General features: G+C 65.7%; 27 protein-coding genes. 16 read left to right on the top strand and 11 right to left on the bottom strand.

The features are described from left to right. The first annotated feature begins 8 nt into the window (after positions 1-8). From IB274_RS02930 to IB274_RS02910, 5 genes are all read left to right on the top strand, one after another. Positions 9-1,448: a cobyric acid synthase gene (locus tag IB274_RS02930; RefSeq protein ID WP_192430915.1), complete on the top strand. Its 1,440-nt coding sequence runs from the start codon at positions 9-11 to the stop codon at positions 1,446-1,448. A 196-nt stretch (positions 1,449-1,644) separates the two neighbouring features. Then, positions 1,645-2,166 (top strand): bifunctional adenosylcobinamide kinase/adenosylcobinamide-phosphate guanylyltransferase, encoded by a 522-nt coding sequence (gene cobU / locus IB274_RS02925; protein ID WP_192430578.1) that lies wholly within the window; start codon positions 1,645-1,647, stop codon positions 2,164-2,166. Further along, entirely contained in the window at positions 2,163-3,218 is a 1,056-nt protein-coding gene (gene cobT / locus IB274_RS02920) for a nicotinate-nucleotide--dimethylbenzimidazole phosphoribosyltransferase (RefSeq protein ID WP_192430577.1), read from the top strand. The genes cobU and cobT overlap by 4 nt, the downstream gene beginning before the upstream one ends. Continuing rightward, on the top strand, positions 3,215-3,802 hold the full coding sequence (gene cobC / locus IB274_RS02915) for an alpha-ribazole phosphatase family protein (protein ID WP_192430576.1): 588 nt from the start codon (positions 3,215-3,217) through the stop codon (positions 3,800-3,802). Before cobT ends, cobC begins: the two co-directional genes overlap by 4 nt. 92 nt (positions 3,803-3,894) lie before the next feature. Next, on the top strand, positions 3,895-4,617 hold the full coding sequence (locus IB274_RS02910; RefSeq protein ID WP_225614665.1) for an adenosylcobinamide-GDP ribazoletransferase: 723 nt from the start codon (positions 3,895-3,897) through the stop codon (positions 4,615-4,617). Between the two features lie 176 nt (positions 4,618-4,793). On the opposite strand, the gene IB274_RS02905 is transcribed toward IB274_RS02910, so the two are convergent. After that, positions 4,794-6,614, bottom strand: a complete 1,821-nt coding sequence (locus tag IB274_RS02905) for an acyl-CoA dehydrogenase C-terminal domain-containing protein (RefSeq protein ID WP_192430574.1) — start codon at positions 6,612-6,614, stop codon at positions 4,794-4,796. 191 nt (positions 6,615-6,805) lie between these two features. Here IB274_RS02905 and IB274_RS02900 point away from each other — a divergent pair, with 191 nt between their 5' ends. The 5 genes from IB274_RS02900 to IB274_RS02885 all read left to right on the top strand — a co-directional run bounded on the left by IB274_RS02900 (position 6,806) and on the right by IB274_RS02885 (position 10,321). Next, on the top strand, positions 6,806-7,222 hold the full coding sequence (locus IB274_RS02900) for a MarR family winged helix-turn-helix transcriptional regulator (RefSeq protein ID WP_192430573.1): 417 nt from the start codon (positions 6,806-6,808) through the stop codon (positions 7,220-7,222). 74 nt (positions 7,223-7,296) lie between these two features. Then, positions 7,297-8,490, top strand: a complete 1,194-nt coding sequence (locus tag IB274_RS02895; RefSeq protein ID WP_192430914.1) for an MFS transporter — start codon at positions 7,297-7,299, stop codon at positions 8,488-8,490. Next, complete coding sequence (locus IB274_RS29805; protein ID WP_263866328.1) at positions 8,487-8,609, top strand: hypothetical protein; 123 nt, start codon at positions 8,487-8,489, stop codon at positions 8,607-8,609. The genes IB274_RS02895 and IB274_RS29805 overlap by 4 nt, the downstream gene beginning before the upstream one ends. A 48-nt stretch (positions 8,610-8,657) precedes the next feature. After that, positions 8,658-9,215: a glutathione peroxidase gene (locus IB274_RS02890; RefSeq protein ID WP_192430572.1), complete on the top strand. Its 558-nt coding sequence runs from the start codon at positions 8,658-8,660 to the stop codon at positions 9,213-9,215. 170 nt (positions 9,216-9,385) lie between these two features. Next, positions 9,386-10,321 carry a DUF2167 domain-containing protein gene (locus IB274_RS02885; RefSeq protein WP_192430571.1) on the top strand — a complete coding sequence of 312 codons (936 nt, stop codon included), beginning with the start codon at positions 9,386-9,388 and terminating at the stop codon, positions 10,319-10,321. A 70-nt stretch (positions 10,322-10,391) separates the two neighbouring features. On the opposite strand, the gene IB274_RS02880 is transcribed toward IB274_RS02885, so the two are convergent. Genes IB274_RS02880 through purM form a run of 3 tightly spaced genes read right to left on the bottom strand, consistent with a single transcriptional unit; the run spans position 10,392 to position 12,830 of the window. Continuing rightward, positions 10,392-11,108, bottom strand: coding sequence for a DUF3108 domain-containing protein (locus tag IB274_RS02880; protein ID WP_192430570.1), 717 nt, complete (start codon positions 11,106-11,108; stop codon positions 10,392-10,394). A 10-nt stretch (positions 11,109-11,118) separates the two neighbouring features. Further along, the gene (purN, locus tag IB274_RS02875) at positions 11,119-11,769 is read right to left on the bottom strand and encodes a phosphoribosylglycinamide formyltransferase (protein ID WP_192430569.1); all 651 of its coding nucleotides are present in this window, start codon (positions 11,767-11,769) and stop codon (positions 11,119-11,121) included. Further along, positions 11,769-12,830 (bottom strand): phosphoribosylformylglycinamidine cyclo-ligase, encoded by a 1,062-nt coding sequence (gene purM / locus IB274_RS02870; protein ID WP_192430568.1) that lies wholly within the window; start codon positions 12,828-12,830, stop codon positions 11,769-11,771. Before purM ends, purN begins: the two co-directional genes overlap by 1 nt. A 212-nt stretch (positions 12,831-13,042) precedes the next feature. Here purM and IB274_RS02865 point away from each other — a divergent pair, with 212 nt between their 5' ends. Beyond that, complete coding sequence (locus IB274_RS02865) at positions 13,043-14,083, top strand: DUF2066 domain-containing protein (protein ID WP_192430567.1); 1,041 nt, start codon at positions 13,043-13,045, stop codon at positions 14,081-14,083. Positions 14,084-14,227: 144 nt separating this feature from the next. Continuing rightward, a complete protein-coding gene (gene hda / locus IB274_RS02860; RefSeq protein ID WP_024764559.1) occupies positions 14,228-14,932 on the top strand; it encodes a DnaA regulatory inactivator Hda in 705 nt (234 codons plus the stop codon). Between the two features lie 30 nt (positions 14,933-14,962). On the opposite strand, the gene IB274_RS02855 is transcribed toward hda, so the two are convergent. From IB274_RS02855 to arsC, 3 genes are read right to left on the bottom strand one after another with little or no spacing between them, the layout of a single operon-like run. Next, positions 14,963-15,412 (bottom strand): DUF2069 domain-containing protein, encoded by a 450-nt coding sequence (locus IB274_RS02855; protein WP_192430566.1) that lies wholly within the window; start codon positions 15,410-15,412, stop codon positions 14,963-14,965. Continuing rightward, on the bottom strand, positions 15,413-16,009 hold the full coding sequence (gene wrbA, locus IB274_RS02850) for an NAD(P)H:quinone oxidoreductase (protein ID WP_192430565.1): 597 nt from the start codon (positions 16,007-16,009) through the stop codon (positions 15,413-15,415). Continuing rightward, positions 16,006-16,359, bottom strand: a complete 354-nt coding sequence (arsC, locus tag IB274_RS02845) for an arsenate reductase (glutaredoxin) (RefSeq protein ID WP_192430564.1) — start codon at positions 16,357-16,359, stop codon at positions 16,006-16,008. Before arsC ends, wrbA begins: the two co-directional genes overlap by 4 nt. A gap of 125 nt (positions 16,360-16,484) precedes the next feature. On the opposite strand from arsC, the gene IB274_RS02840 reads away from it, so the two are divergent. Further along, on the top strand, positions 16,485-17,714 hold the full coding sequence (locus tag IB274_RS02840) for a YihY family inner membrane protein (RefSeq protein ID WP_192430563.1): 1,230 nt from the start codon (positions 16,485-16,487) through the stop codon (positions 17,712-17,714). 157 nt (positions 17,715-17,871) lie between these two features. Then, a complete protein-coding gene (locus IB274_RS02835) occupies positions 17,872-18,069 on the top strand; it encodes a hypothetical protein (protein WP_192430562.1) in 198 nt (65 codons plus the stop codon). A 4-nt stretch (positions 18,070-18,073) separates the two neighbouring features. Here IB274_RS02835 and IB274_RS02830 read toward each other — a convergent pair whose 3' ends face one another. Together IB274_RS02830 and IB274_RS02825 are read right to left on the bottom strand one after the other, a co-directional pair. After that, positions 18,074-18,469 carry a hypothetical protein gene (locus IB274_RS02830; protein WP_192430561.1) on the bottom strand — a complete coding sequence of 132 codons (396 nt, stop codon included), beginning with the start codon at positions 18,467-18,469 and terminating at the stop codon, positions 18,074-18,076. A gap of 185 nt (positions 18,470-18,654) precedes the next feature. Beyond that, a complete protein-coding gene (locus IB274_RS02825) occupies positions 18,655-20,064 on the bottom strand; it encodes a PilZ domain-containing protein (protein WP_192430560.1) in 1,410 nt (469 codons plus the stop codon). A 30-nt stretch (positions 20,065-20,094) separates the two neighbouring features. Between IB274_RS02825 and IB274_RS02820 the strand changes: the two genes are divergently transcribed. Beyond that, entirely contained in the window at positions 20,095-20,565 is a 471-nt protein-coding gene (locus tag IB274_RS02820; RefSeq protein WP_192430559.1) for a TlpA disulfide reductase family protein, read from the top strand. Beyond that, positions 20,565-20,840 carry an acylphosphatase gene (locus tag IB274_RS02815; protein WP_192430558.1) on the top strand — a complete coding sequence of 92 codons (276 nt, stop codon included), beginning with the start codon at positions 20,565-20,567 and terminating at the stop codon, positions 20,838-20,840. The genes IB274_RS02820 and IB274_RS02815 overlap by 1 nt, the downstream gene beginning before the upstream one ends. Positions 20,841-20,843: 3 nt before the next feature. Here the strand turns inward: IB274_RS02815 and IB274_RS02810 are convergent, their stop codons facing one another. Both IB274_RS02810 and IB274_RS02805 read right to left on the bottom strand, forming a co-directional pair. Beyond that, positions 20,844-21,800 carry a hypothetical protein gene (locus IB274_RS02810; protein ID WP_192430557.1) on the bottom strand — a complete coding sequence of 319 codons (957 nt, stop codon included), beginning with the start codon at positions 21,798-21,800 and terminating at the stop codon, positions 20,844-20,846. 8 nt (positions 21,801-21,808) lie between these two features. Beyond that, the gene (locus tag IB274_RS02805; RefSeq protein ID WP_192430556.1) at positions 21,809-23,524 is read right to left on the bottom strand and encodes a proline--tRNA ligase; all 1,716 of its coding nucleotides are present in this window, start codon (positions 23,522-23,524) and stop codon (positions 21,809-21,811) included. Positions 23,525-23,621: the final 97 nt, after the last annotated feature.

Genomic DNA, 23,621 nt, shown 5'->3' with positions numbered 1-23,621 from the left:
GCACACTGATGGTGCAGGGCACGACATCCGATGCCGGCAAGAGCACGCTGGTGACCGCACTGTGCCGCTGGCTGCGCCGACAGGGCGTGGCCGTGGTGCCGTTCAAACCGCAGAACATGGCGCTCAACAGCGCAGTGACCGCCGACGGCGGCGAGATCGGCCGCGCCCAGGCGGTTCAGGCGCAGGCCTGCCATCTAGCACCGCACACTGACATGAACCCGGTGCTGCTCAAGCCCAACAGCGACACCGGCGCCCAGGTGATCATCCATGGCCGCGCGGTGACCAGCATGAACGCCGTGGCCTACCACGACTACAAGCGCGTGGCGATGCAGGCGGTGCTCGAATCCCACCAGCGCCTCAGTGCGCAATACCCGGTGGTGATGGTGGAGGGCGCGGGCTCGCCGGCGGAGATCAACCTGCGCGCCAACGACATCGCCAACATGGGCTTCGCCGAGGCGGTGGACTGCCCGGTGATTCTGATTGCCGACATCGATCGTGGCGGCGTGTTCGCCCATCTGGTCGGCACCCTGGAGCTTCTTTCCGAGAGCGAACGGGCACGGGTGAAGGGCTTCGTCATCAACCGTTTCCGCGGTGACATCGCGTTGCTGCAGAACGGCCTCGACTGGCTGGAAGAGCGTACCGGCGTGCCGGTGCTCGGCGTGCTGCCGTACCTGATGGACTTCCACCTGGAAGCCGAGGACGCCATCGACACCCGCCAGGCCGCCAAGACCGGCGAGCGTCTGCGCGTGGTGGTGCCGGTGCTGCCGCGCATCAGCAACCACACCGACTTCGACCCGCTGCGTTTACACCCGCAGGTGGAGCTGACCTTCGTCGGTCCCGGCCAGCCGATCCCGGCGGCAGACCTGATCATCCTGCCCGGCTCCAAGAGCGTGCGGCCGGACCTGGCTTTCCTCCGCGCCCAAGGCTGGGAGGAGGCGATCCGTCGCCACCTGCGCTACGGCGGCAAGCTGCTGGGCATCTGCGGCGGCTTGCAGATGCTCGGCCGTAGCCTGGCCGACCCGCACGGACTGGAAGGTTCGGCGGGGGAGAGTGACGGCTTCGGCCTGCTGGATTTCCGCACCGTCCTCGAACCGGAAAAACAGCTGCGCAACGTCAGCGGCCAGCTGGCGCTGGAAGACGCCCCGGTGAGTGGTTACGAAATTCATGCCGGCGTCACCGAAGGCCCGGCGCTAGCGCAGCCGGCCGTGCACCTGAGCGATGGCCGCGGCGACGGTGCGCTGAGCGCCGACGGACAGGTGATGGGGACTTATCTGCACGGGCTGTTCGAGTCCAGTGCATCCAGTTCGGCGCTGCTGCGCTGGGCCGGGCTGCGCGAGGTGCAGAGCATCGATTACCACGCCCTGCGCGAACGCGACATCGAGCGCCTGGCCGATCAGGTCGAGGCGCATCTGGATACGGAAAAACTGAGGCGGCTGTGCGGACTGTAGGGCGGATAACCGTTCGCAGTTGCCCGCCGTTTCTGCTTGCCAATGTTCCGGCGGATAACGCTTGGGGCGTTATGCGCCCTACGGCAGCTTTTCGTAGGACCGAGGGGGACGCCCCAGTCCTTGCTCGCGAACCGCATAACGCCGGCGTCCGGCGAGAGCGTTCGCGAGCACGCTCGCTCCTACAAATGGAGAACCCATGCTTGAACTGATCCTCGGCGGCGCCCGTTCGGGCAAGAGCCGCCTGGCCGAGCGCCTGGCGCTGCAAAGCGGCCTGCCGGTCACCTACGTCGCCACGGCCCAGGCCGGCGACGGCGAGATGTCCACGCGCATCCTCCAGCACCGCGAGCGCCGCCCTGAACACTGGGGGCTGGTGGAAGAGCCGCTGGCCCTGGCCGACGCACTCGAGCGCCTGGCGGCGCCGCAGCAGTGCGTGCTGGTGGACTGCCTAACCCTGTGGGTCACCAACCTGCTGCTCCATGAAGACGGCTGGCGACTGCGCAGCGAGATCGACGCGCTGCTGGAAACGCTACCGCAACTGCCCGGACGAATCATTCTGGTCAGCAACGAAACCGGGCTGGGCGTGGTGCCGATGGGCGAGCTCAGCCGCCGATATGTCGACGAGGCCGGCTGGCTGCACCAGTCCCTGGCCGAGGTCAGCGAGCGCGTGGTGTTCACCGTCGCCGGCCTGCCCATGGTGTTGAAGGGGGAAGCGTTATGAGTCTGCAATGGTGGCTGCAAGGCACCCAGCCGATCGACCGCGTGGCGCAGGACAAGGCCGCCGCGCGCCAGGACCAGCTGACCAAACCGCGCGGCGCGCTGGGCCGGCTGGAAGAGGAAACCGTCCGCCTGGCAGGCCTGCAGGGCCGCGAGCGGCCAACTCTGGAACACATCTGGATCGCCCTGTTCGCCGGTGACCACGGTGTGGTCGCCGAAGGCGTGTCGGCTTACCCGCAGGCGGTGACCGTCGAGATGCTGCGTAACTTCGTTCGCGGCGGTGCGGCGATCAGTGTGCTGGCACGCGATCTCGACGCGCGCCTGGAGGTGATCGACCTGGGAACCGCCACGCCACTGGAACCGCTGCCGGGTGTGCTGCATGTGATGGTCGGCGCGGGCACTGCGAACTTCACCAAAGAGCCGGCGATGACCGCGGCCCAATGCCTGATCGCTCTGGAAGCCGGCCGCGAATCCGTGCGCCGCGCGCAGCAGGGCGGCGCGGAGTTGTTCATCGGTGGCGAAATGGGCATCGGCAATACCAGCTCGGCGGCGGCTCTGGCCTGCGCCCTGCTGGACGAGCCGGCGCAGGCGCTGGTCGGTCCCGGTACCGGGCTGGACTTGCAGGGCGTCGCACGCAAGGTCGAGGTGATCGACCGCGCGCTGGCGCTGCACCGCGCCCATTGCGACGAGCCCTTCGAGGCCCTGTGCCGGCTTGGCGGTTTCGAGATCGCCGCGCTGGTGGGCGCCTATCTCGCCTGTGCGCAGAAAGGTATTCCCGTGCTGGTGGACGGTTTCATCTGCACCACCGCCGCACTCTGCGCGACGCACTTGAACCCCGGCTGCCGCGACTGGCTGCTGTTCGCCCACGCCGGCGCCGAGCCAGGGCATAACCGCGTGCTCGCTGCGCTCGATGCGCGGCCGCTGCTCGACCTCGGCCTGCGCCTCGGGGAAGGCAGCGGCGCCGCGTTGGCGGTGCCGCTGCTGCGCCAGGCTTGCCGCTTGCACTCGGGGATGGCGACCTTCGCCGAAGCAGCGGTGTCGGATCGCCCGGCATGACGCTGCGCCTGGAACTGCTGCGCCACGGCGAGACCGAACTTGGCGGCGGCTTTCGCGGCCGCCTGGACGACGCGCTCACCGAAACCGGCTGGGCGCAGATGCGCGGCGCGCTGGGCGATGAGTGCCGCTGGGCGGCGCTGGTCAGCTCGCCTTTGCAGCGTTGCGCGGCTTTCGCCGAGGAGCTGGCGGCGCGCCATGGCTTGCCGCTGGGCTTCGAGCCGGGCCTACAGGAGCTGGATTTCGGCCAGTGGGAAGGCCTTTCGCCAGCTAAGCTGATGGAGAGCGATGCCGCGGCGCTGGAGCAGTTCTGGAACGATCCATACGCCTTCCCGCCGCCCGGTGGCGAGGCCATGGGCGACTTCGAAGCCCGCGTCTTCGCGGCGCTGGAGCGCCTCTACCAAGCCCACGCCGGCTCGTCCGTGTTGGTCGTCACCCACGGCGGTGTGATGCGCCTGCTCGGCGCGCTGGCCATCGGCCTGCCGGCCAGGCGCCTGCTGGAAGTGGTGGTGGCCCACGGCGAATGCATGGCGCTGGACGTGACCCGCGACGGCGCCGGCTGGCGCATCCACAAGGCAAGCAACTGATGAACGACCCGCATCGGGACCACGAGCAAGAGGCACCCGAGCCCGCTGAGCAGAGCGGGGCGGAGGTGCACGCCCCCCACCTCAGCGACTGGCTGCTGCCGCTGGTGGCGGTGCAGTTCCTCACCCGGCTGCCGGTGCGCCTGGGACACATGCCGACGCCGGAGCAGTTTGGCCGTGCCACCTTGTATTACCCGCTGGTGGGGCTGCTGATCGGTGCCGTGCTGTTCGCCATGGGCGAGTTGCTCAGTGGCGTGCACCTGCTGTTGCAGGCGGCGCTGATCCTGCTGGTGTGGGTGGCTTTCACTGGCGCCCTGCACCTGGACGGCCTGGCCGATTCGGCCGACGCCTGGATCGGCGGCCTGGGTGATCGCGAACGTACCCTGGCGATCATGAAGGACCCGCGCTGCGGCCCGGCGGCGGTGGTCGCGCTGGTGCTGCTGCTGCTGCTGAAGTTCGCGGCGATCACCGCGATCCTTGGCAATCACCAGCACTGGGGGTTGCTGCTGGCGCCCTGGCTGGGGCGCTGCGCGCTGCCGCTGCTGTTCTTCACCACTGACTATGCGCGCAAGGGCGGGTTGGGCCAGGCGCTGGCCGATCACCTGCCGCGCGGCGCAATGCCGTGGATGCTGGCGGCCAACGCCGCCCTGATGGTGCTGGTGGGCCTCACCGGCCTGCTGGCGCTGGTAGTGGCGCTGGTGGTGTTCGTCTGGCTGCGCAGCCGCTTCATCGCCCGCCTGGGCGGTACCACCGGCGATACCGCCGGGGCGATGCTGGAAGTGATCGAGTGCGCCGTGCTGGTGGCGTTGGCGCTCTGATCTCGCCTTGCCGTTAGCCTGACCTATACATCCTAGGTTCTCGATATCCTGCGCCGCCGGAGCAATCCTGTAGGAGCGAGGGGGGACGCCATCGTTATTGCTCGCGAACCGCATAACGCCTGCGTGTCCGGTGAGATTGTTCGCGAGCAAGCTCGCTCCTACAAAAAGCGCATGCGTCAATCGAAGGCGAAATGCTCCGTCTTCAGCCCCATGATCGACCGCACCGGCTTAGCCATCGCCGCCGCATGGCCCTTGGCGCGCGGCAACAGGCGGGCGAAGTAAAAGTCGCTAGTGGCGATCTTGGCCTTGTAGAAGTCGCTCGACTCGCTGCCGCCCTGGCGCAGGCGCCTGCGCGCGGCGGACTCCTGCAGCGCCCAGGAGTACGCCAGCGCGGCGTAGCCGGAGAACATCAGGTAGTCGTGGCTGGCGGTGCTCACCAGGTCGCGCTGCTTGCGGGCAGTGAGGGCGATGCGCATCGTCAGCAGGTTCCACTGCGCGCAGAGCTTGAGCAGCGTCAGCGCGCGACCGCGCATGGCCGGCTCCTGCTTGAGCAGTTCGACGGCGAACTTCGCCACCTGCCGGGTGAAGTCGCGCACGGCCTTGCCCTGTGTCATCAGCAGCACCTTGCGGCCGAGCAGGTCCAGCGCCTGGATGCCGGTGGTGCCCTCGTAGAGCGTGGCGATCCGCGCATCGCGGACGATCTGCTCCATGCCGTGTTCCTTGATGTAGCCGTGGCCGCCGAATACCTGCATGCCGAGGTTGGCGCTTTCCAGGCCCAGCTCGGTCAGGCAGCCCTTGAGGATCGGGGTGAGGAAGCCGAGCTTGTCGTCCCAGCGGTCGTACTCGGCGTTGTCGTTGGTCAGCAGGCCCTGGATCATCTTGTCGGCGTACTGGGTGGCCAGGTAGATCAGCGCGCGGCCGCCCTCGGCCACGGCTTTCTGGGTCAGCAGCATGCGGCGCACGTCGCCGTGGTGCATCAGGCTGTCGGCGATCTCGCCCGGCTCCTTGGTGCCGGAGAGAGCACGCATCGAACGACGCTCACGGGCATAGGCGAGCGCGCCCTGGTAGGCCAGTTCTGCGGTGGCGACGCCCTGGATGGCGGTGCCGATGCGTGCGCTGTTCATGAAGGTGAACATGCACTCCAGGCCCTTGTTCGGCTCGCCGATCAGGTAGCCGGTGGCGCCGTCGAAGTTCATCACGCAGGTGGCCGAGGCCTTGATGCCCATCTTCTTTTCTAGCGCGCCGCAGGTCACGCCGTTGTGCGGGCCCAGGCTGGCGCCGTCGCCCGGCAGGAATTTCGGCACGATGAACAGCGAGATGCCGCGCGTGCCCTTGGGCGCATCGGGCAGGCGCGCGAGGACGATGTGCACGATGTTCTCGGTGAGGTCGTGCTCGCCGGAGGAGATGAAGATCTTGGTGCCGGTGATCGCATAGCTGCCGTCGGCATTGGTTTCCGCGCGGGTCTTCACCTGGCCCAGGTCGGTGCCGCACTGTGGCTCGGTCAGGCACATGGTGCCGCCCCAGCGGCCTTCGGTGAGCGGGGTGAGGTAGGTGTGTTTCTGTTCCTCGGTACCGTGCTGCATCACGGTGTTCATCGCGCCCAGCGACAGGCCCGGATACATCGAGAACGGCCAGTTGGCGGTGCCCAGCATCTCCTGCTTGAGCGCGCCCAGGCTCATCGGCAGGCCCTGGCCGCCGTACTCCACCGGGTGCGAAAGGCCTTGCCAGCCCCCGGCGACGTAGGCGTCGTAGGCTTCCTTGAAGCCTGCGGGCGTGCGCACTTCGCCATTCTCCAGATGACAGCCTTCCTCGTCGCCGCTGTGGTAGAGCGGGGCGATCACTTCCTCGCAGAGCTTGGCGCATTCGCCAAGGATGGCGTCGACCATGTCCGGCGTGGCTTCGCCACCGTTGACCAGATTCTGGTAGTGGCTGGGGAAATCGAAGACTTCGTTGAGCAGGAAGCGGGTGTCGCGCAGCGGGGCTTTGTAGACGGGCATCGGGGACCTCGGACCGTGATGCGCCCCGTCGAAAGCGCGGGGCTGGATGACCGCAGTTATACGGCCGGGGCGCGGTGGTGCCCTTGGCTGCGCCAACGCCTCGCACTGGCAGTTGGGACAATAGGCCAGATGGGACAATCAGTCGCGCCGGCCATTGACCGAGCGGGAGTTGCGGGTATATACACGTATCCATGCTGACGACCCAATGCCTTTGCACCAAACTGCGCCGCTCGGCCCGTGCCGTGACCCGCGTCTACGACGATGCCCTGAGGGGCGTCGGGCTGACCACTGCGCAGTTCTCCCTGCTGCGGCACCTTTCACGGCTGGAACAGCCGAGCATCTCCGAGCTGGCCGATGCCATGGGCCTGGACCGCAGCACGCTGGGGCGCAATCTCAAGCCGCTGGAGGCCGAAGGCTTGGTGAAGCTGGAAGAGGGCGAGGATCAGCGCAATCGCATCGTGGTGCTGACACCGACCGGGCTCGAACGCATCGTGCGCGGACGGGATGCCTGGGACGCGGCGCAGCAGGATGTGGCGGCGCACCTGGGCGATGAAAAGCGCCGTCAGCTGGAAACCTTGCTGGATGAATTGGCCGCGCTGGAGAGCTAGCCGCTGCCTGCGTACTGTCTAGAAGAACGAATAAAAGCGGGTATATACCCGTGTAGGAGCAACCGATGTCGAAGCTGTCGCGCACGGGGTTCTGGATACTGGTATCCGGCGCCCTGATCCTCGCCCTGTCCCTGGGCATCCGCCATGGCTTCGGCCTGTTCCTCGCGCCGATGAGCGCCGAATTCGGCTGGGGGCGCGAGACCTTCGCCTTCGCCATCGCTCTGCAGAACCTGATCTGGGGTATCGCCCAGCCGTTCACCGGGGCTATCGCCGACCGCTTCGGTGCCATGCGTACCGTGCTGGTGGGCGGCATCCTCTATGCCGTCGGCCTGGTGCTGATGGGCTACTCCGACTCGGCCTTCAGCCTGTCCATGAGTGCTGGCCTGCTGATCGGTGTCGGCCTGTCAGGCACGTCGTTCTCGGTGATCCTGGGCGCAGTCGGCCGCGCGGTACCGCTGGAGCGCCGCAGCATGGCCATGGGTATCTCGGCGGCGGCCGGCTCTTTCGGCCAATTCGCCATGCTGCCGGGCACCCTCGGGCTGATCGGGTGGCTGGGCTGGTCTGCCGCGCTGCTGGCGCTAGGCCTGCTGGTGGCCCTGATCGTGCCGCTGGCGGCGCTGATGCGCGATAAGCCGTTGCCAGTGCAGGGCCACGAGCAGACCCTCGGCGAGGCGCTGCGCGAGGCGGCCGGGCATTCCGGGTTCTGGCTGCTGTCCCTGGGCTTCTTCGTCTGCGGCTTCCAGGTCGTGTTCATCGGCGTGCACCTGCCGGCCTACCTGGTGGACCGTCACCTGCCCGCGACGGTCGGCACCACGGTGCTGGCACTGGTGGGGCTGTTCAACGTGTTCGGCACTTACATCGCCGGCTGGCTGGGGGGCAAGATGAGCAAGCCTAGGCTGCTCACTGGCCTGTACCTGTTGCGTGCGGTAGTGATCGTCGCCTTCATCTGGACGCCATTGAGCGTCTGGACGGCCTACGCCTTCGGCATCGCCATGGGGCTGCTGTGGTTGTCCACCGTGCCGCTCACCAACGGCACGGTCGCCACTCTGTTCGGCGTGCGCAACCTGTCGATGCTCGGCGGCATCACCTTCCTGTTTCACCAGGTCGGCGCCTTCCTCGGCGGCTGGCTGGGGGGGTACGTGTATGACCACACCGGCAACTACAACCTGGTCTGGCAGATTTCCATCCTCCTCAGCCTGCTGGCCGGCCTGTTGAACTGGCCGGTGCGCGAGCGTCCGGTCGAGCGTGCCGCGCTGGGAGCGGCGTGAAGCGCTCGCTGGTGATGGCGCTGGTGCTGGGTTTCGGCCTGGCGCTGGCCGCTCTGGCCTGGTGGGGCTGGCAGCGCGGTGGGCTGGTGCTGATGCAACTGGGTATGGGCAGTTGCTGATAGGTGGCGCGCGCGGTAGCGTGGCCTGATCACCGGAGGATTCCCACGATGCGCCCACATCTTTCCCTACTCGCCCTGACCCTGCTGCTGCCGATGGCCGCACAGGCCGCCGACTGCCCGGCGCTGCTCAAGACCCAGGGTGAACTGCCCAAGCTGCGCTCCAAGGACAGTCTCGATCTCTGCGAGCTGTACGCCGGCAAGCCGCTGCTGGTGGTGAATACCGCCAGCCACTGCGGCTTCACTCCGCAGTTCAAGGGCCTCGAGGCGGTCTACCAGAAGTACAAGGGGCAGGGCCTGGAAGTGCTCGGCGTGCCCTCCGATGACTTCAAGCAGGAAGACGCTGACGCCGCCGAGACCGCCAAGGTCTGCTACGGCAACTACGGCGTGACCTTCAACATGACGGCGGTGCAGCACGTCAGCGGCGACGAGGCGATCCCGCTGTTCAAGGACCTCGCCCAGCAGGCCGACCAGGTGCCGCGCTGGAACTTCTTCAAGTACGTGGTGGACCGCCAGGGCAAGGTGGTGGCCCAGTTTTCCAGCCTGACCAAGCCGGATGATCCGCAACTGCAGGCGGCGATCGAGAAGGCTATCGCTAGCCAGCCCTGACGGTTTGCCGCGCTCGATGAAACCGGGCTGATGCCCGGTTTTTTTGTGCGCCAGCGCAGGTGGAAAGGAAATTTTCTGTTACAGGTCCGACATTGGAGTGCGACAATTCGAGGCCGGCGACACAGCAGTTGGCCGTCGATGTCATGGATACGATTCAGGAGATTCACCCTATGGATGGCAAAGCCCTCTTCCTGGCTGCCTTGCTCGCGCAGGCCGTCGCCACGCCGGCATTCGCCGCACCCGCCGCCTCCAACCAGAGCGAAGCCCCCGCGGCGGCTGCCACCGCGTCTGCCGCTGAGTCGGACGAGGAAATGTCGCCCGAGACCTTCGTCGCCAGCCTGCACTTCCAGAAGGGCAAGGTGGTAGTGGGCGACAACCTCGCGACCTTCGACCTCCCGGACAACTTCGTCTTTCTCGACAGCAAGGATGCCGAGCGCGTCCTCGAAGCCTGGGGCAACCCGCCTAGTTCCGAACCGCCGCTGGGCATGCTGATGCCGGCCGGAGTCTCGCCCTTCGCTGCCGAGTCCTGGGCGGTGACCGTGCAGTACGAGGAGAGCGGCTACGTTTCCGACGAGGATGCGGCGAAGATCGACTACGCCGAGATGCTCAAGGACATGCAGGACGACCTCAAGGAAGCCAATCCGCAGCGCGAGCAGCAGGGCTTCGAGGCGATCCAACTGATCGGCTGGGCCGCGCCGCCGCGCTATGACGCCGCGGAGAAGAAGCTGTACTGGGCCAAGGAGCTGCAGTTCGGCGACGCCAAGGAACACACGCTGAACTACAACATCCGCGCGCTGGGCCGCAAAGGCGTGCTGGTGCTGAACTTCGTCGCGGGCATGGAGCAGTTGCCGGAAATCGAGAAGAACGTCAGCAAGGTGCTGGCGATGACCGAGTTCAATCCGGGCAGCCGCTATGTCGACTTCAACCCCAGCGTCGACAAGGTCGCCGCCTATGGCCTGGGTGCGCTGATCGCCGGCAAGGTCGCCGCCAAGGTCGGTCTGTTCGCGACCCTGCTGGTCCTGGTGAAGAAGCTGTGGATCATCCCGGCCCTGGCGATCGGCTGGATCGCTCGCCGCTTCAAGCGCAAGCCGTCGAACGAAGGTTGATTCACCGACCAGGGTTTCGAGGCACAAAAAAGCCGGGCATCTGCCCGGCTTTTTCTTGTGCGCTGAAGGATCAGCCTTTCTCGCCCTGGACGGCCTTGCCGCCCACGGTGCCTTCCTTGAGCATGATCTGGTATTCCTTGCCGTCGGACTCCTGCTGGTACAGGCGCACGAGGAGGAAGTCCCAATCCTTGGCGAACCAGAGGATGGTCTTGCGGTTGCTCTTGGTGGGGTCGCGCACGCGCTCCACCTTGATTGCGGTGATCAGGCCGGCCTGGGTGCGGACCTTCTCTTCGCCGAGTACGCGGAAGTCGTAGGTATCGGTATCGGTACCCTCGATCACCTGGTAGCTCATGGCCTTCTTGCCGACGGCCACGTCATGCTGCAGCGCAAGCTGGTAGGTGGACTTGTCCAGCTGGCCCTTGTTCAGCGGCTGGCGCACCTGGTCGCCACGGTCGCTGCCCAGCACCTGCTTCTCGGCCCAGTCGAAATCGAGCTCGGTCTGCTTGTTCTTGCCCAGGCCTTCGCGGGCCCAGCGGTAGGTCAGCGGCAGGTAGGTGTCGTTCTCGACCTTGAACGTGCTGATCTCGGTGAGGCTGGCAAGCAGCATGGACGCCTTGAAATCCAGTTCCCAGCGGCCGCCGTCGCCTTGCTTGAGGCTGCGGGAGGCGGTCCCGCTGATCGGCATCTGTTTCCAGTCGGCGGTGTAGCTGGCCTCGAACGGCTTCAGGTCGAAAGCCTGGGCCGGCAAGGTCAGTACAGCCATCAGGAACAGCAGGGCTCTACGCATCACGAATCTCCTAGGTTCGGTACGAATGGCCGGATGCGGGCAGAAGCTCCCCATCCAGCGTGGCGCCTTGTTCGCCCAGCCTCACTCGGCCTTCGGCGAACCAGCGCATGGCCAGCGGATAGATCACATGTTCCTGCACGTGAACGCGCTGCGCCAGCGTTTCCGGCGTGTCGTCAGACTCTACCGGGATTGCCGCCTGTACGACCAGAGGACCGCCATCAAGTTCCTCGGTGACGAAGTGCACACTGCAGCCGTGCTCGGCGTCGCCAGCCACCAGCGCGCGCTGGTGGGTATGCAGGCCCTTGTACTTGGGCAGCAGGGACGGATGGATGTTCAGCAGGCGACCCTGGTAGTGGCGCACGAAGTCCGCGCTCAAGATGCGCATGAAGCCGGCGAGCAGCACCAGGTCGGCGTCGAAGCCGTCGATGGCCTGGATCAGCGCGGCGTCGAAGCTTTCGCGGTCGGCGTAGGACTTGTGGTCGAGGAAGCGAGTCTCGATGCCGGCCTTGCGCGCACGCTCCAGGCCGTAGGCGTCCGCGCGGTTGGAGATCACCGCGCGGATCACCGCCGGCGTGTCAGCGCCGGCGAGGCTGTCGATCAGGGCTTGCAGGTTGCTGCCGGAGCCGGAAATCAGCACTACGACATTGCAAGGTGTGGACATCAGTGGCCTTTCAGGTTGTTCAGGACGACGCGCTCGGCGTCGGCGGCGCAAGCGTCGATGCGGCCGATGACCCACGGCTGCTCGCCGGCGTCACGCAGGGCTTTCAGGGAAGCCTCGACCTGATCCTGCGCAACGCAGATGACCATGCCTACGCCGCAGTTCAGCACGCGGTGCATCTCGGTCTCGTCGACGTTGCCTTTTTCCTGTAGCCAGTCGAAGACCGCCGGGCGCTGCCAGCTGGCCACGTCAACCAAGGCCTGGGCGTTGTCCGGCAGGACGCGCGGGATGTTGTCCAGCAAGCCGCCGCCGGTGATGTGGGCCATGGCCTTGACCGCGCCGGTCTGCTTGATCAGCTGCAGCAGCGGCTTCACGTAGATGCGGGTCGGGGCCATCAGCAGGTCGGCCAGGGGCTTGCCGTTGAGCTGGGTGGCTTCGATGTCGGCGCCGGAGACTTCGATGATCTTGCGGATCAGCGAGTAGCCGTTGGAGTGCGGGCCGGAGGAGGGCAGGGCGATCAGGGCGTCGCCGGCGACTACTTTCGAGCCATCGATGATCTCGGACTTCTCCACCACGCCGACGCAGAAGCCGGCCAGGTCGTAGTCTTCGCCTTCGTACATGCCCGGCATCTCGGCGGTTTCACCACCGACCAGGGAGCAACCGGCCAGCTCGCAACCGGCGCCGATACCGGTGACCACGGTGGCGGCAACGTCGACGTTGAGCTTGCCGGTGGCGTAGTAGTCGAGGAAGAACAGCGGCTCGGCGCCGCACACGACCAAGTCGTTGACGCACATGGCGACCAGGTCCTGGCCGATGCTGTCGTGCTTGTTCAGGTTCAGCGCCAGGCGCAGCTTGGTGCCGACGCCGTCGGTACCGGAGACCAGTACGGGCTGCTTGTAACCGGCCGGGATTTCGCACAGAGCGCCAAAGCCACCCAGGCCGCCCATGACTTCCGGACGCGCGGTGCGCTTGGCGACGCCTTTGATGCGTTCGACCAGGGCTTCGCCGGCGTCGATGTCCACACCGGCGTCCTTGTAGCTCAACGAGGGTTGCTTGTTGCTCATAAATCCAGGCCTATAGAAGGGATGATTCGTCTTGCCGCCGGGTGCGCCGTTCGCGCTTCCCGGCCTGCGCGGGAGGCGCGGGATTTTATCAGGCTTGCCCGGCAGCGGCCATCTCGCGCTGTTGCCGCTGGCCGGACGGCTGTTTAAGGTATAGGCCTTCCTTGCCAGCTCGTTGCACGCTGGCATCTTCGTTTTTGCCGCGAGAGCCCGCCATGCGCCTGACCGCCCGCCTGTTGATCCTCTGCCTGTCGCTGTTCAGCCTGCCGTCCTTCGCTGAAACGCTGGGCAACCTGTACCAGGTGCACGAACCGGTCGCTTCCCAGCAGCCGGACGAGCGCAATGCCGGCCTGACCCGCGCCCTGCAGACACTGGTGCTGCGCCTGACCGGCAACGCCTCCGCCGCACAGAGCCCGGCGCTGGCCGGCTACTTCAAGGACCCGCAGCAGCTCATCAGCCAGTACGGCTTCGAGAACGGCCCGCCCATGGCGCTGGTGGTGGACTTCGATCCGACCGCCACCGACAACGCCCTGCGCCAGGCTGGCCTGCCGGTCTGGGGTGCCAGCCGCCCAAGCGTGCTGGCCTGGTGGCTGAATGAAAGCGCCAGCGGCAGCAGCCTGGTCGGCGATAGCCAGGAAGCCTCCGCGCCGCTGAACCGCGCTTCCCAGCGCCGCGGCCTGCCCCTGCGCCTGCCGATGGCCGACCTTAGCGAACAGCAGGTCGGCACCCCCGAGAACCTCAACGCCGCCCAGCCTGATGCGCTGAAAGCTGCCTCCGAGCGCTACGGCGCCGATGCCCTGCTGGCGGTGGACGCCAAGGAAGCCGACGGCAAGTGGACCGCCACGTGGCGCGTGTGGATGGGCGACAGCCGTGAACAGGGCCAGGCCCAGGGCGACACCCCGGACGCGCTGGCCGATGCGGTGATGCTCGGTGTGTCGCAGCGTCTGTCGCAGCGTTTCGTCGGTTCGGCAGGCTCGGCTTCGGCCCAGGTCCTGCAGATCGAGGGCGCCGACCTGGCCCGTTACGCCGAGGTTTCCCGCCTGCTGGAGCCGATGGGTGCCAAGCTGGTGGAGGTGCAGGGTAACAAGCTCGTCTACCGAGTGACTGCCAGCGCCGAGCAACTGCGCGCGCAACTGGCGCTGGCTCGCCTGCAGGAAGCCCCGGCCGAGCCGGCGCAACCGGCAGTCGACGCCAATGGCCAACCGGTGCCGAACGCGGCGGTGCCGGCACAGAACACCCTGCGCTTCCACTGGTGATCAGCGCCCTGGAAGCGGGCAAAGTCCCGCTTCCCGCCCCCGGTGGCTCTGAGTCGCACATGGTAGCTGCGTTATCCTTCTGATTTGGATAAACTTTCAGTCACCAAGGCCCACCCCAAGCGATTGAAGAAACGCCGGCCCGGCATGACTCCTATGCAGCTCCCACTCAGCGTACGTCTGCGCGATGACGCAACGTTCGCCAACTACTACCCCGGTGCCAACGCCGCGGCGCTCGGCTATGTCGAGCGTCTGTGCGAGCCCGAGGCGGGGTGGACGGAAAGCCTGATCTATCTCTGGGGCGCTGAAGGCGTGGGTCGCAGCCACCTGCTGCAGGCCGCCTGCATTCGTTCCGAACAACTGGGTGAGCCGTCGGTCTACCTGCCGATGGCCGACCTGGTGGCCTACGGTCCGGAAATCTTCGACAACCTCGAACAGCGCGAGCTGGTGTGTCTGGATGATCTCGACGCCCTGGCCGGCAAGCGCGAGTGGGAAGAGGCGCTGTTCCACCTGTTCAACCGCCTGCGCGATTCCGGTCGCAAGTTGCTGCTGTCGGCCTCGGTGTCGCCGCGCGAGCTGGGGGTGAAGCTGCCGGACCTGAAATCCCGCCTGACCCTCTCGCTGATCTTCCAGCTGCACCCGCTGACCGACGACGAGAAGCTGCGCGCCCTTCAGCTGCGCGCTTCGCGCCGGGGCCTGCACCTGACCGACGAAGTGGGACGCTTCATCCTCACCCGCGGTGCGCGCAGCATGCAGTTCCTCTTCGACCTGCTGGACGAGCTGGACAAGGCCTCACTGCAGGCTCAGCGCAAGCTAACCATTCCCTTCCTCAAGGAAACCATGGGCTGGTAAGCCCCGGTTTCCCCAATTCGCGGTTTCCGATCAGGCGCTCGTCGCTTCCTGCTGAGGTTCCTGGTCCTCGCCGGCCAGTTTGCGGTCGTACTGGAAGCGCCAGCGCGTATACATCAGCGCCGAACAGAACAGCGATACGCTGAGGATGATCTCCGCCCAGCCGAAGATGGCGTGGTTGGGATCGAAGGCGTTGAGTACGCCGAGGATGAAGTACAGGTTGATCACGTAGCACGCCCAGGCGTGGCCGCGCGCGCTGCCGATCAGGATCCCCGGCGCCACCACCAGCAGCGGCAGCAGCTTGAAGCCGAGGAAGGCCCACGGTACCCAGTGCGCGCCACCGTGGGCGTCGGCAAACAGCACGTCCCAGATGACGATGAGCAGGATCAGCCCGATGAAGCTGCCGAGGGCCACCGCGCGGCTGGCGGCCAGCCGGGGTTTGAGCCATTCCATGGGCGGCAGCGGTTTGTTCTTGCGGGCCATTCAGCTCTCCAGTTTGCGGGCAACTTCGGCCAGGCGCTTGCCCAGCGCGCGGCACAGGGTGATTTCGTGTTCGTCCAGGCTGCGCTTGCCGTCGGCCGTAGCGAAGTGGCTGGCGCCATAAGGCGTGCCGCCGCCGCGGGTTTCCAGGAGGGCGGGCTCGCTGTAGGGGATGCCGGTGATGATCATGCCGTGGTGCAGCAGCGGCAGCATCATCGAAAGCTGGGTGGTCTCCTGGCCGCCGTGCAGGCTGGCGGTGGAGGTGAACACCGCCGCCGGCTTGCCCACCAGGCCGCCAGTCAGCCACAGGCTGCTGGTGCCGTCGAGAAAGTACTTGAGCGGCGCGGCCATGTTGCCGAAGCGGGTCGGGCTGCCGAGGACGAGGCCGGAGCAGTCCTTCAGGTCATCCAGGGTCGCGTACAGGGCGCCTTCGGCCGGGATGTCTGGGGCGACCGCTTCGCACTCGGTGGAAATCGCCGGCACCGTACGCACGCGGGCTTCCAGGCCGCCTTGCTCGACGCCGCGGGCGATCTGCCGGGCCATTTCGGCGGTGGCGCCGTGGCGGCTGTAGTACAGGACCAGGATATAGGGCGCGCTCAAGGCAGGATCTCCAGCGCTTTCTCCGGCGGACGGCCGATCACTGCCTTGTCGCCGACGATGACGATCGGACGTTCTATCAGCTTGGGATGTTCAGCCATCGCCGCGATCAGTTGGTCATCGCCCAGCGCCGGGTTGGCCAGGTCCAGTTCCTTGTATTCGTCCTCGCCAGTGCGCAGCAGCTGCCGCGCGCTGATACCCAGCTTGCCGAGCAGTGCCTTGAGTTCGGCGGCACTGGGCGGGGTTTCCAGGTAGCGAACGATGGTCGGCTGGATACCGCGCGCTTCGAGCAATTCGAGGGCGCCGCGGGATTTGGAGCAGCGCGGATTGTGGAAAATTGAAATCTGGCTCATGTGCCGGGACTCGCAAGGCCGATGAAGTGGCGGCTATTCTAACCGCCTCCTCGGACTGGACTGAACCGCTGTCGTTCGCCGCGATCTACGAGGACGGTTTTTTCAGTGCAGCCAAAGGACACTTCATGCACGAACGCTTGCAGGGCTTGGTCGAATTCGGCCGCTATCTGGTCCAGCGCTTCCTCGCCGACAAAGCGCCCAATAGCGCCGCAGCCTTGACCTACACCACGCTGTTCGCGGTAGTCCCGATGATGACCGTGACCTTCGCCATGCTCTCGGCCGTTCCGGCCTTCGAAGGCATGGGGGAGCGCATCCAGTTGTTCGTGTTCCGCAACTTCGTGCCGTCCACCGGCGAGGCGGTCGAGGCCTACCTGCGCAACTTCACCGTGCAGGCGCGGCATCTGACGTGGCTGGGCGTGGCTTTCCTGGCGGTCACCGCCTTCACCATGCTGGTGACCATCGAGAAGGCATTCAATGCTATCTGGCGCGTGCGCCAGCCGCGCCGCGGCGTGACGCGCTTCCTGCTGTACTGGGCGATCCTAAGCCTGGGTCCGCTGCTGCTGGGTACGGGGTTCGCGGTGTCGACCTATATCACTTCACTGTCGTTGCTCTCCGGCCCCCACGCGCTGCCGGGAGCGGCGATGCTGCTGAAATTCATGCCGCTGCTGGCCAGCGTGGCGGCCTTCACGCTGATCTACGCGGCGGTGCCCAACGCGCGGGTTCCGGTGCTGCATGCTCTGGCCGGCGGCGTTTTCACCGCCATCCTGTTCGAAGCGGCCAAGTCGCTGTTCGGCTTCTACGTGAGTTTCTTCCCCGGCTACAAGCTGATCTACGGCGCATTCGCCACGGTGCCGCTATTCCTGCTGTGGATCTACCTGTCATGGCTGATCGTGCTGTTTGGCGCGGAACTGGTCTGCAACCTGTCCTCGACCCGTCTCTGGCGTCGTCGGGCAATGCCGCGTTTGCTGGTGATACTCGGCGTGCTGCGGGTGTTCTTCGACCGTCAGCGCCATGGCCTGCCGACGCGTCTGGTGCATCTGCATCGTGCTGGCTGGCTGCTGCCCGAAGATGAGTGGGAAGAGGTGCTGGATTTCCTCGAGGGCGAGCAGTTGGTCTGCCGTGCCGGCTCGGCAACCGCTGCCTGGGTGCTGTGCCGCGACCTGGGCAGCTACAGCCTGCATCACCTCCTCAACCGCAGCCCCTGGCCGCTGCCTTGCCTGGAAGCGCTGCCGGCGGAGTTGGACGAGCCCTGGTACTCGGAACTACGGGAAACGCTGGCGCGCTACCAGTCGGATCGTCAGGAGCTGTTCGGTGGCAGTTTGGCGAAATGGTTGAAGCCGTCACATTCCGAGTGACGCAAAACGTCAGTTTGCGGCGAATCTGATGCTTTGGCGGCTTTGTACCACTTCAGAAATGCGCCATTTCTGGCTATTTCAGAATTGGCACAGTTCTGGCTATGAAGGATTCAGGACACAGGAGTCCTTCAGAAGTTCCTCCAAGGCCAGTGAATCCATGAAAAAAGACCAGAGCAACGTAGTACATCTGCACCAGCGCGATCTGACGAGCGCCCTGGAGCGGTTGAATAGAATTACTGGTCTGCACTTCAGCAGTTGGCCCGAATCGCTCCTGCCGTCCGTCTCGCAGGAAGCTGCCGAACCCGCCGCAGTAAAGCCGTCGGAAGACGACACGCTGGTGCGTCAGCTGGGCTGAATCTTCACAGGCTGGTGGCTACTGGGCGCGTTGCGCCGGCCTGCTGTTCCACCGCCTGCACGAAGACTTCCTCGGCGATCACCCGCGACACGGGGATGGCCGCGCGCAGTTTGATCTGCGCTTCCTCGATCCGCAGGGAAAACGCCAGGCGCGCCACGCCCGACAGCAGAATGCGGCTCTGCTTGTTGACCGTGCCGTGATCGATCACCACTTCCCGGCTGCGCTCGCCATCTCGGTAGCTGAGCAGCAGCGTCACCGGCAGTTCCGCCACCCCGGGCAAATGCAGCCAGACCGCGACATTGAAGTCGGCCAGTCGTCCCCCATTGGCCGCATTGGCCGGCCGCGCGCTGGCGACGATATGGCTGGGAACCTTGCTGACAAGCTGGTCTGTAGGCTGCATCGGGCTGTCCTATCGATGGAGGCTGGCGTACGTGGCGCCAGTCGCATTCTGAAGGCCGCTGAATGATCGGCGAGCGAGAGTGGTCCCGAGAGTCGGGACGAGCGTTCGAATTATAGGGAGGAGGCTTTCAGGCATTCCGGGCTTACTGCCGGTCTTGCCTGTGACATCTCTCCCAAATTCGATAATCAGGCCAGGCGCAGTGGATGGCGAGCTACCAATGGCGTGCTGAGGTTGGCGATGGGCAGCGGCAGGATGGTCTGGTTGTCGAAGCTGGCCAGTTGCAGCCACAGGTTCTCGCCTTCGACGAACTGTCCCTGGGCTACCCAAAGTCCGTGATACCAGCCATTGCCCGGTTCCGGCGTACTCTGCAGGACGCCGGGGTGACGCTGTGCGTCAGGTGCGCGGCGCAACCAGACAGGGCGGGGAAGCCCCTTCAGGTAGCGCAGGCCGAGGTGCAGCCCTTCGTTGTTGAGGTGTCGCCAGCGCACCACGGCGAGGGTTGGCGTGCCTGCGTTACCGGGTATCAGCAGCAACTGGCCGACCGGTAGTTGCCCGGCCTGCTGGCCGGTGCAGAGGATGCGTGCGCCGCCCGCGCTGGCGTCCATCAGTGTCGCTTCCCGGCAGCGGTTGGCCGCACTGTCCAGCAGGTGCTGCTGGATAGCCGGAAGGCCGACGACGACGCGGCAGGTACCCTTCTGTTCGGCACGTTCATGACGGCGCGTCTGGTGTCCGAGCCAATGGTGGCGAACGCGCTCGAGCAGCACGCCCTCGTCCAGATGGCGCAATGGCGCCGGGTCGTGCAGGGCGATTAGCAGCGCGCCTAGTTCCAGGCGACGCAGTTGTTCGGCCGGTGCGTTGGCGACCTGTTCGACGGCGAGACAGGGCTGGTCCGAGCCCAGGTCGACCACGAAGCCCTCCTGTTCCTCATCGTCCCAGGCCAGCAGTCGGCCTAGTGCGGCCAGTGGCGCCAGTGCGCTGAAGAGTTGCGGCGCCTCGCCCTCGGTCAGATGGAAGGGGTTGCTCAGGGCCAGCAGGAGGATTTGCTGATAGAGCCCACGCAGAGTGCCGGCTGGTACCGGATCGAAGGCTGCGGCCACGGGCTCGTCCAGGCAGTCCTGATGCTCGCCGATCCAGTACAGCAGGTGGCTGTCGCGCCAAAGGCTGCCCGGTGGCTGCTGGTATTGCTGGTAATGGCGCAGCAGGGCCTGGGCGAGAAAGTGTTGCGCCATGTACAGGCACCATGCCATGTGTGGGCGCGACGGCTTGTGTCCATTGAGGATCTGCAGCAGCAGGCGCTTGAAGCCGGCGGCCAGTTCGCTGCAGAAGTGCATGAAGAGTGCCGGCGGCGTCTTTTCCTGGCGGATGAGTCGTTCGTAATGCCGGTATTCTTCGCTGAGGCTTTGCAGGGCGCGTTGTCTTTCCAGTAAGGTCAGCGCGCATCGGTTGAGGCGGAACAGCGTGCCCAGGGCCCTCTGCAAACCTTCCTGCAGGGGCTGCTGCCGCGATTCCTGGAGCCTGGCCGCCAGGTTGCTCATTGCCTCGGCGTCTTCTTCGAGGATGTCCGGCACCTCCAGACGCAGGGCATCGAGCATCATGACCACCCCGCATACACGAGGATTGAAGGCATGGGAGTGCGGCTCCGTATTGTGTTGGGCTTGATGGCCGGCCTGATCCTGGCCGGTTGTTCGGCGGACTATGGCACCGATCAGCATGGACAGAAAGTACCCGCTGCGAGCGTAGATGGCCAGTGGCTAGTTATTAATTACTGGGCCGAGTGGTGTGCGCCGTGTCGCAGGGAAATTCCCGAGCTGAATCACCTGGCGGCGGAGGGCAAGACGAAGGGCTTCCGGGTGCTGGGGGTGAACTTCGACGGGCTGCGCGACGCGGACCTGGTGAAGGCTTCGCAGGACCTGGGCGTGGAGTACACCGTGTTGGCGGACGACCCTGCACCGCGCTTCAGCCTGCCGCGCAGCGAAGCGTTGCCTGTCACTTATATCGTCGACCCTGAAGGCAAAATGCGCGAGCAGTTGCTTGGTGAGCAGACCGCCGCCGGCCTGCAGGCGCGGCTGAGCGCACTGCGCGAGGAGGGGCAGTGATGGCGAGAATCTGTCTGCACGGCTACATCAGCGGCAAGGTGCAGGGCGTCTATTACCGCCAGAGCACCCAGGAACAGGCAGATCGGCTGGAGATCGATGGCTGGGTGCGCAACCTCGAGGACGGGCGCGTCGAGTTGTTGATCGAAGGTGAGGAAGATGCTGTGCGCGAGCTGGAGAAGTGGCTGGCGCGCGGCCCGGTGAAAGCCAAGGTGACTGCGGTGGAATTGAAGCCGATGACGCCTCAGGGCATCACCGGTTTCATCGTTCGCCGCTAGACGTCAGTTGCTGACGCCGGGGTCTGCTGCCAGGCGACCGGCGTCAGTCATCAGGCTGTGGAGGAATTCCTTCTGCAGCTCCGGATCGTTGCGGGTCAGCTCGATCAGGCTCTGTTCCAGCTCACTCGCTTCCTCTTCCAGGCCGAGGTCGGAGAGGCGTTTCACCCGGTGTACCCAGTGGTGCACGTCGTCACCTTCCAGGTCGTCGTAGATCAGTGCGTGGGCTTCCTGCAGCTTGCCTCGCAGCGAGCGGCTGACCAGCAGGCTGGCGTCGGCACGGGTGTCGTCCGAAGGGTCCTGGACACTGAACTGCAAGCGACCGATGCGGCTGACCTCGTCGTCGCTGAAAGGGCCTTCCAGCAGGTTTAGGCGCAGCACACCGTGGCGGTCGGTCAGCAGCTCCTGGGAGTTATTGCCGGCGGTGACCGTCACCGGGCGCTCCGACCATGGCAGGCTGGAGTACTCGGTGCGCTTGTCGCGCTGCTTCTCGTCGATCGATGCCAGGTTCTGCTCGGCGCGACCGTTGGACTCGACGTTCATGAACGGATTCATCCCGTCGATGCCATAGCGAATCCAGCCGCGGGTGACGCTTTCAGGCAGGTTGCCGAGGGCGAACACGTTGACCACGTTGGCGCCGATGCCACCGACAAAGGCGACAATGCCCAGCGGCATTTCATACACCTTGCGCCAGCCCTGATACGGCGTGTAGCGGTCGTAGCGACGGGTCACCTCGAACTCGGTGACTTCGAAGGTCTTCTGTTCCTGCACGCGGATGCGGCGCTGCGGCAGTTCCAGGGTGCCCGGTGTGCCCACGTCGATCTGCAGGCTGTGGTCGAGCAGCTTGCGCTCGACTCGCTCTTCATGCTCGCTGCGTTGCGACAGCTGGTTGGCGCAGCCGCTCAGCAGGAGGCTGCCGCACAGGGCGGCAGCCGCGAGGCTTGTGGTACTTCCGGTGGACATCGCTCTGCTCAGTTGCGGATCTTGGCCGTGATGAAGGCTTGCAGGTCGGACAGGGCGACAGGCTGCGACTCGGCGTCACGGCGGCCCTTGTACTCCAGGGTGCCTTCGTCCAGGCCGCGCTCGCTGACGACGATGCGGTGCGGGATGCCGATCAGCTCCATGTCGGCGAACTTCACGCCGGGGCTGGTCTTCTTGTCGCGGTCGTCCAGCAGCACTTCGAAGCCGGCAGCGGTGAGGTCTGCGTAGAGCTTGTCGGTGGCGGCGCGCACGGCTTCGTTCTCGTACTTCATCGGCACGATGGCGATCTGGAAGGGCGCCAGGGCGGCCGGCCAGAGGATGCCGCGGTCGTCGTAGTTCTGCTCGATGGCGGCGGCGACCACGCGGGATACGCCGATGCCGTAGCAGCCCATGATCAGGGTGACCGGCTTGCCGCTCTCGCCCAGTACGGAGAGCTTCATGGCTTCGCTGTACTTGGTGCCGAGCTGGAAGATATGACCGACTTCGATGCCGCGGCGGATGATCAGGGTGCCCTTGCCGTCCGGGCTCGGGTCGCCTTCGACGACGTTACGCAGGTCGGCGACTTCCGGTACCGGCAGGTCGCGTTCCCAGTTCACGCCGAAGTAGTGCTTGTCGTCGACGTTGGCGCCGGCGGCGAAGTCGCTCATCAGCGCGACGGAACGGTCGATGATGCAGGGCAGCGGCAGGTTTAGCGGGCCGAGGGAGCCGGGCGCGGCGCCGATGGCGGCCTTGATGTCCGCTTCGCTGGCCATTTGCAGGGGGCTGGCCACCAGCGGGTGGTTGCCGGCCTTGATCTCGTTGAGCTCGTGGTCGCCACGGACGATCAGGGCGATCAGCTTGCCTTCCTCGGCGGCGTGCACCACCAAGGTCTTGATGGTCTTCTCGATCGGCAGGCCGAACTTCTCCACCAGGGCGGCGATGGTCTTGGTCTCGGGGGTGTCGACCAGGCGCAGCTCTTCGCTGGCGGCGCCACGAGCGGTTTCGCGGGGCAGGGCCTCGGCCTTCTCGATGTTGGCGGCGTAGTCGGTGGATTCGCCGAAGACGATGTCGTCTTCACCGGAGCCAGCCAGCACGTGGAATTCATGGGAGCCGCTGCCGCCGATGGAGCCGTTGTCGGCTTGCACGGCGCGGAAGTCCAGGCCCAGGCGGGTGAAGATCTTGCTGTACGCGCCGTACATGACGTCGTAGGTTGCCTGCAACGAGTCCTGGCTGGCGTGGAAGGAGTAGGCGTCCTTCATGATGAACTCTCGACCGCGCATCAGGCCGAAGCGCGGACGGATCTCGTCACGGAACTTGGTCTGGATCTGGTACATGTTGATCGGCAGCTGCTTGTAGCTGTTCAGTTCGTTGCGCGCTAGGTCGGTGATCACTTCCTCGTGGGTCGGGCCGACGCAGAAGTCGCGGTCATGGCGATCCTTCAGGCGCAGCAGCTCGGGGCCGTACTGCTGCCAGCGGCCGGATTCCTGCCACAGCTCGGCAGGCTGGATGGCGGGCATCAGCACTTCCAGTGCGCCGGCGGCGTTCATCTCTTCGCGAACGATGGTCTCCACCTTGCGCAGTACCCGCAGACCCATTGGCAGCCAGGTGTAGAGACCGGACGCCAGCTTGCGGATCATGCCGGCGCGCAGCATCAGCTGATGGCTGATGACGACCGCATCGGAAGGGGTTTCTTTCAGGGTGGACAGCAGGTACTGACTGGTACGCATCTTTGGCCGTTTTGTCGGTTGCGAAGGGGAATATAGGCTGGGCATTGTACGGTGCAGGTCTGGCTGCGTACAGCGCGCGGCGGGTGGAGACGGAGGA

Source organism: Pseudomonas sp. PDM18, assembly GCF_014852585.1.
Lineage (GTDB): Bacteria > Pseudomonadota > Gammaproteobacteria > Pseudomonadales > Pseudomonadaceae > Pseudomonas.
Note: the sequence above shows the minus strand (reverse complement) of the source record. Positions and strands in the feature narration are given on the sequence as shown.

Coding starts and splice junctions, on each gene's coding strand:
- IB274_RS02930 (WP_192430915.1), top strand. CDS start 9: ATGGTGCAGGGCACGACATCCGATGCCGGCAAGAGCACGCTGGTGACC.
- cobU (WP_192430578.1), top strand. CDS start 1,645: ATGCTTGAACTGATCCTCGGCGGCGCCCGTTCGGGCAAGAGCCGCCTG.
- cobT (WP_192430577.1), top strand. CDS start 2,163: ATGAGTCTGCAATGGTGGCTGCAAGGCACCCAGCCGATCGACCGCGTG.
- cobC (WP_192430576.1), top strand. CDS start 3,215: ATGACGCTGCGCCTGGAACTGCTGCGCCACGGCGAGACCGAACTTGGC.
- IB274_RS02905 (WP_192430574.1), bottom strand. CDS start 6,614: ATGCCCGTCTACAAAGCCCCGCTGCGCGACACCCGCTTCCTGCTCAAC.
- IB274_RS02900 (WP_192430573.1), top strand. CDS start 6,806: ATGCTGACGACCCAATGCCTTTGCACCAAACTGCGCCGCTCGGCCCGT.
- IB274_RS02890 (WP_192430572.1), top strand. CDS start 8,658: ATGCGCCCACATCTTTCCCTACTCGCCCTGACCCTGCTGCTGCCGATG.
- IB274_RS02885 (WP_192430571.1), top strand. CDS start 9,386: ATGGATGGCAAAGCCCTCTTCCTGGCTGCCTTGCTCGCGCAGGCCGTC.
- IB274_RS02880 (WP_192430570.1), bottom strand. CDS start 11,108: ATGCGTAGAGCCCTGCTGTTCCTGATGGCTGTACTGACCTTGCCGGCC.
- purN (WP_192430569.1), bottom strand. CDS start 11,769: ATGTCCACACCTTGCAATGTCGTAGTGCTGATTTCCGGCTCCGGCAGC.
- purM (WP_192430568.1), bottom strand. CDS start 12,830: ATGAGCAACAAGCAACCCTCGTTGAGCTACAAGGACGCCGGTGTGGAC.
- IB274_RS02865 (WP_192430567.1), top strand. CDS start 13,043: ATGCGCCTGACCGCCCGCCTGTTGATCCTCTGCCTGTCGCTGTTCAGC.
- hda (WP_024764559.1), top strand. CDS start 14,228: ATGACTCCTATGCAGCTCCCACTCAGCGTACGTCTGCGCGATGACGCA.
- IB274_RS02855 (WP_192430566.1), bottom strand. CDS start 15,412: ATGGCCCGCAAGAACAAACCGCTGCCGCCCATGGAATGGCTCAAACCC.
- arsC (WP_192430564.1), bottom strand. CDS start 16,359: ATGAGCCAGATTTCAATTTTCCACAATCCGCGCTGCTCCAAATCCCGC.
- IB274_RS02840 (WP_192430563.1), top strand. CDS start 16,485: ATGCACGAACGCTTGCAGGGCTTGGTCGAATTCGGCCGCTATCTGGTC.
- IB274_RS02835 (WP_192430562.1), top strand. CDS start 17,872: ATGAAAAAAGACCAGAGCAACGTAGTACATCTGCACCAGCGCGATCTG.
- IB274_RS02830 (WP_192430561.1), bottom strand. CDS start 18,469: ATGCAGCCTACAGACCAGCTTGTCAGCAAGGTTCCCAGCCATATCGTC.
- IB274_RS02825 (WP_192430560.1), bottom strand. CDS start 20,064: ATGATGCTCGATGCCCTGCGTCTGGAGGTGCCGGACATCCTCGAAGAA.
- IB274_RS02820 (WP_192430559.1), top strand. CDS start 20,095: ATGGGAGTGCGGCTCCGTATTGTGTTGGGCTTGATGGCCGGCCTGATC.
- IB274_RS02815 (WP_192430558.1), top strand. CDS start 20,565: ATGGCGAGAATCTGTCTGCACGGCTACATCAGCGGCAAGGTGCAGGGC.
- IB274_RS02810 (WP_192430557.1), bottom strand. CDS start 21,800: ATGTCCACCGGAAGTACCACAAGCCTCGCGGCTGCCGCCCTGTGCGGC.
- IB274_RS02805 (WP_192430556.1), bottom strand. CDS start 23,524: ATGCGTACCAGTCAGTACCTGCTGTCCACCCTGAAAGAAACCCCTTCC.